Here is a 4781-nt window from a genome sequence, read left to right as displayed (position 1 = left end):
CGACGGCATGGGCTCGGTCCGGCTGCCGGCGGCGATGTGCGGCCTGGTCGGCCTGAAGCCGAGCGCGGAGCTGCTGGCCGAGGGCGGCTGGTTCGGCATGTCGGCGCACGGCCCGCTGGCCACGACGGTCGCCGACACCGCGGTGCTGCTCTCGGTGCTGGCCGCGGACCCTTCGCTGGCGTCGGTCCCGACGCCGTCCCCGGCGCGCATCGGCACGTCCACGACGGTGCCCCTGCTGCGCACGCCGGTCCCGAAGGAGCTGGTGGCGGCGGTCTCGACCGCGGCGGGGCACCTGGCCTCCGCGGGCCACACGCTGACGGAGTCGGCCCCGCGCTACCCGGCGACGATGGTCCTGGGCATGACAGCCCGCTGGCTGGCCGGACCCGCCGTCCAAGCTCGCGAGTTCGACTTTTCGCGGTTGCAGCGGCGGACCCGCGCGCACGTCCGCGCGGGACAGCTGGTCCAGCGCGCGGGCCTGATCCGCGAGCGGACCCGGGAGAACTGGGTCGCGCGGGCCGCGGAGTTCTTCGCCGACCACGACGTCCTGATGACGCCGACGCTGTCGCACTGGCCGGTGAAGGCGGGCCGCTGGCACGAGAAGCGGTGGCTGACGAACGTGTTCCCGTCGACGCGGCTGGCCGGGTTCACCGGCCAGTGGAACTTCGCGGGCTACCCGGCGATCACGGTTCCGGTGGGGCGGTCCGTCGTGTCCGGCCTGCCGACGTCGGTCCAGCTGGTGACGCGTCCGGGCGGCGAGTCACTGCTGCTCGGCCTGGCCGCCCAGCTGGAGACGGCCAACCCCTGGCCCCGCACGGCCCGCAAGTAAAAGCCGTGAAGGCCTCCTTACCGGCTTTTTTGCCCGGTAAGGAGGCCTTCACGGCTTTTGATCAGGAGCCGGGCTTGCTCGCCGTCGGGGAGAGGGGCTTGGCGCCGTTGCCGTTCGCGGGCTTCGTGGCTGGGCCGTTCGAGTTGCCCGGCTTCGCGACGGGCGTGGGCGTGGGCTTGGGAGCCGGGCCCGGCTTCGCGGCGGCCTTCGCCGGGATCTGCGGCTGGACCACCGGGACCACCGGCGCGGCGGGCGTCGTGGCCGATTCCGTGTCGCCGCCGACCAGCTTGGACGCCTGGGGGATCACCGCTTCCTCCGGCAACGTCGCCAGCTGCGTCTCGCTGCGGTTGAGGATCTCCTCGGCCATCGCCAGGCTCTTGCGCGCCTGCTCGCGGATCTCCGCCAGCCGCTCGACCTTGCGGTTCGCCACCGTCGTGCGCTGGGCCGCCTGCGTGGTCGCCTCGTCGAGGCGGCGCTTGGCCTCCGCGGTGGCCTCGTCGAGCCGCCGCTTGGCCTCCGCCGTCGCCTCGGCGATCCGGCGCTCGGCCTGGTTCTTGCTCGCCGTGCGCTGGTCGGCGATGTGCTTTTCCAGCGCCGTCCGCTGCGCGGTCTGCGACGCCTCGAACTCGCGCTCGAGCTTCCGCCGCTTCCGCTCCGCCTCGTTGTCGAGCAGCTCCCGCCGCTGGGCCGCCTCGACGGTCAGCCGCTGCACCTCGGCCCGCGTCTCCGCCAGCGCGTTCTCGTGCTCGGAGTGCAGCAGGTCGGCCTGCTTGTCCAGCTCCGCGACCAGCTTCGTGTACCGCTCACGCAGCTTCGTCGACGCCTCGGTCGAGCCCGCCCACGTCTTCTCCGCGGCGGCCTCGGCGCGCTTGATGATCTCGTCCGCGCGGGCCTGCGCGAGCGTCACCGTCCGCTGCATCCGCTCGTCGAGGTCTTCCAGGCGCTCCGGTGGCTTCTTGAGCTCCTCGACGCGCGCTTCCAGCGAAGCGACCTGCTGCCGGGCGGACTCCGCCTCGCGGGTCGCGGTCGCGGCCTTCGCCACGGCGGCGTCGCGCTCGCTGAGCACCCGGCGCAGCTGCGCCTCGACGTGGTCGAGGTATTGCCGGACTTCGTTGCGGTCGAAGCCGTGCCAAGCCTGGGTGTACTCACGACGGAGGGGGAGGAGGCCGTTGAGGGCGGTTGCGGCGGGGTCGCGCTCAGGAACCATGCGCCCGACCGTACCTGGGCACGGACCGCTTACGCCCTTCGGCTTAACAAATCACCAACACGTGTCGCCATTCGGGCGGCGCGTCGCCGGAACGGCCGCACCCCGGAAACACTGCGTCACCAGTGAAAGCCCCGCGACAGCCGGGCGAGCGCCATCGCGGCCTTGGAAAGGTGTTTCTCGCCACGGCCGATCTTCAGCCCGCCCGAACCACCCGCCGCGGCCGAGTCCGGGAAGATCCGGAAACCCTGGTACGCGACGGCGTCGGTGAGGCCCGGCGTGAGCGTGTACGCCAGCCCGATCGCCTGCCCGGCCGGCGTCCCGATGTGCTTGGGCCGCTCGACGAGCGCCTTCAGCACCATGTCCGCGGCCTGCTCCGGCGACTTCGTCGGGAACGCGTCGTAGATCTTCGTCGGCCGGATCATCGGCGTGCGCACCAGCGGCATGTGGATGGTGGTGAACGTGATCCCGTCGCCGTGCGTCTCGGTCGCCGCGATCCGCGAGAAGTAGTCCAGCGCCGCCTTCGACGCCGCGTACGCCGAGAAGCGCGGCGCGATGCCCTGCACGCCGATCGACGACACGTTCACGATGTGCCCGAACTTCCGCTCCGACATGTGCGGCAGCACCGCGAGGATCAGCCGGACCGCGCCGAAGTAGTTGATCGCCATCGCGCGCTCGTAGTCGTGCATCCGGTCGTAGGACAGCTTGATCGACCGGCGGATCGACCGGCCGGCGTTGTTGACCAGCATGTCGATCCGGCCGTGCTCGGCCAGCATCGCGTCGACGGCCTTGCGCACCGAGTCCTCGTCGGTCAGGTCGGCCGGGTACACCGACGCGGTGCCGCCGGCGGCGACGATCTCGTCGCGGACCTCTTCGAGTTCGTGCTGGCGCCGGGCGACGAGCAGCGGGACACCACCCGCGGCGGCGACCTTCAACGCCGTCGCGCGCCCGATGCCCGACGACGCGCCGGTGATGATCACGCGACGGCCGTCCAGCTCACCGCGCGGGCCGTGCTTGCGCGCGCGGAACGGGTCGAGGTGCTCGCGCCAGTAGCGCCACAGCGTCGGCGCGTACTCCTCCAGCCGCGGCACGTCGACGGTGCCCGCGAGGGCCTTGCGCGTCTCGGCCGAGGAGAACACCGACGGGAACGCCATGGTCTCCAGCAGCACCGGCGGGATGCCGAACCGCTCCATCACGGCGTCGCGGGCGATGGTGACGCCGGGGATGTGCTCGGTCAGCTTGACCAGCCCGACGATCCGCTTGGAGAGCCCTTCGCCCAGCTGCACCGAGATCGTCGGCGCGCCCGCGGCCCGCGCGAAGGCGTTGTAGACGGACACGACCGGCTGCGGCTCGGGGTTGACCAGGTGGAACGCGTGCCCGTCGAGCCCGGGCTTGACCACCAGCTCCAGCAGCGCCTTGGCGACGTAGTCGACCGGCACGATGTTGGTGTCGCCGAGGTCGGGGCCGACGATCGGCAGCACGTCCGGCAGCCCGGCGAGCCGGTTGATCGCGGGGAAGAGGTAGTAGGGGCCGTCGACCTTGTCCATCTCGCCGGTCTCGGAGTGCCCGACGACGACCGCGGGCCGGTACACCCGCCACGGCACCTCGGTCTGCTCGCGGACGATCTTCTCGGCCTCGAACTTCGTCCGGTGGTACGGCGTGACCAGCCGCTGCCCGGCGTCGAACATCTCCTCGGTGAACACGCCTTCGTGGTCGCCCGCAACGGCGACGGAGGAGACGTGGTGCAGGCAGCCCGCGCGCAGGTCCGCGGCGAGGTCGACGACGGCCCGCGTGCCGTCCACATTGGCCTTGACGCTCGCCTCGTCGTCGGCGGTGAGGTCGTAGAGGGCGGCGAGGTGCACGACGTGGTCGACGTGCCCGCGCAGCTCGTCGCGGTCCGCTTCGGACACCCCGAGCAGCGGCTCGCCGAGGTCCCCGGTCACCAGCGTGACGCGGTCCGAGTGCGGCCACTGGTCGACGAGCGCGGCCAGCTTGGCCCGCGACGACGCGCGGACGAGCAGCGCGACGCGGTCGTCGTCGGGACGGGAGAGCAGCAGCCGGGTGAACTGGCGCCCGATCAGTCCGGTCGCCCCGGTCACCAAGAACGTCGCCATCGTCTTCACACCTCTCGCTCCACGCCCTGACCCTGGGCATTCTGCTGCATCGGGAGGTTCGTGACCACCGTGGCGGGACGTGAAGTTACTCACCAGTAACTTATTCGGGCTCCGCGATGACGATGCGGTTCTCCTCGTAGCCGTCCGAACCGCCGACCCACCGGCCGCCGCACGTCGCGAGGACGACGCGGTGCGGGCCGGACTGGCCGAACAGGTCGTCCGCCTGCGCGGGCAGGTCGTCCTTGTGCACGGTGAGCAGCTGGGAGATCCGGTAGCGCCAGGTCTTCCCGGCACCGTCCACAACGGTCACCGCCCCGCCGATCCGGGCGCTCCACAGCTCGGCGAACGGCCCGGTGGCGCCCCGCCAGTTGACGTGCCCGGCGAAGACGCTGGCGCCCCCGGCGGCGTCGAGTTCGGCGCCCCACCAGGTGGCTTGCCCGAGGTCGGCGGGGATGGGGAGTTCGCCGTCCGGGCCGAGGTCCTTGCGCACGAGAGTGGCGGTGGCGCCCGAGGGCAGCCGGACGGTGCCGGGCTGTTGTGCGGGCGGTACCGGAGTGGATGGCTGAGCAGCGGGAGCGGCGGCGGCCGAGGTGCTCGTCGGCGGTGGCGTGGATGTCCCGGCCGCGGGGGCGGCGGC

At 72.2% G+C, this 4781-nt stretch carries 4 protein-coding genes; 1 reads left to right on the top strand and 3 read right to left on the bottom strand.

Going from position 1 to position 4781, the window contains the following annotated elements:
- The coding region (locus G3I65_RS48515; protein WP_240924607.1) for an amidase family protein at window positions 1-826 on the top strand (826 nt) is incomplete at its 5' end.
- Between the two features lie 61 nt (window positions 827-887).
- Here G3I65_RS48515 and G3I65_RS48510 read toward each other — a convergent pair.
- The 3 genes from G3I65_RS48510 to G3I65_RS48500 all read right to left on the bottom strand — a co-directional run.
- Complete coding sequence (locus G3I65_RS48510; protein WP_160702307.1) at window positions 888-2033, bottom strand: cell division protein DivIVA; 1146 nt, start codon at window positions 2031-2033, stop codon at window positions 888-890.
- A gap of 116 nt (window positions 2034-2149) precedes the next feature.
- On the bottom strand, window positions 2150-4144 hold the full coding sequence (locus tag G3I65_RS48505) for an SDR family oxidoreductase (RefSeq protein ID WP_160702305.1): 1995 nt from the start codon (window positions 4142-4144) through the stop codon (window positions 2150-2152).
- Window positions 4145-4244: 100 nt separating this feature from the next.
- Window positions 4245-4781, bottom strand: a 537-nt coding sequence (locus tag G3I65_RS48500) for a class F sortase (protein ID WP_160702303.1), incomplete at its 5' end; no start/stop codon positions are given.

Source organism: Amycolatopsis sp. SID8362 (assembly GCF_010550475.1).
Taxonomy (GTDB): domain Bacteria; phylum Actinomycetota; class Actinomycetes; order Mycobacteriales; family Pseudonocardiaceae; genus Amycolatopsis; species Amycolatopsis eburnea.
Note: the sequence above shows the minus strand (reverse complement) of the source record. Positions and strands in the feature narration are given on the sequence as shown.

Bases quoted from the DNA above. Each gene is read 5' to 3' on its own strand.
- G3I65_RS48505 (WP_160702305.1), bottom strand. From the start codon at position 4,144: ATGGCGACGTTCTTGGTGACCGGGGCGACCGGACTGATCGGGCGCCAG.
- G3I65_RS48510 (WP_160702307.1), bottom strand. From the start codon at position 2,033: ATGGTTCCTGAGCGCGACCCCGCCGCAACCGCCCTCAACGGCCTCCTC.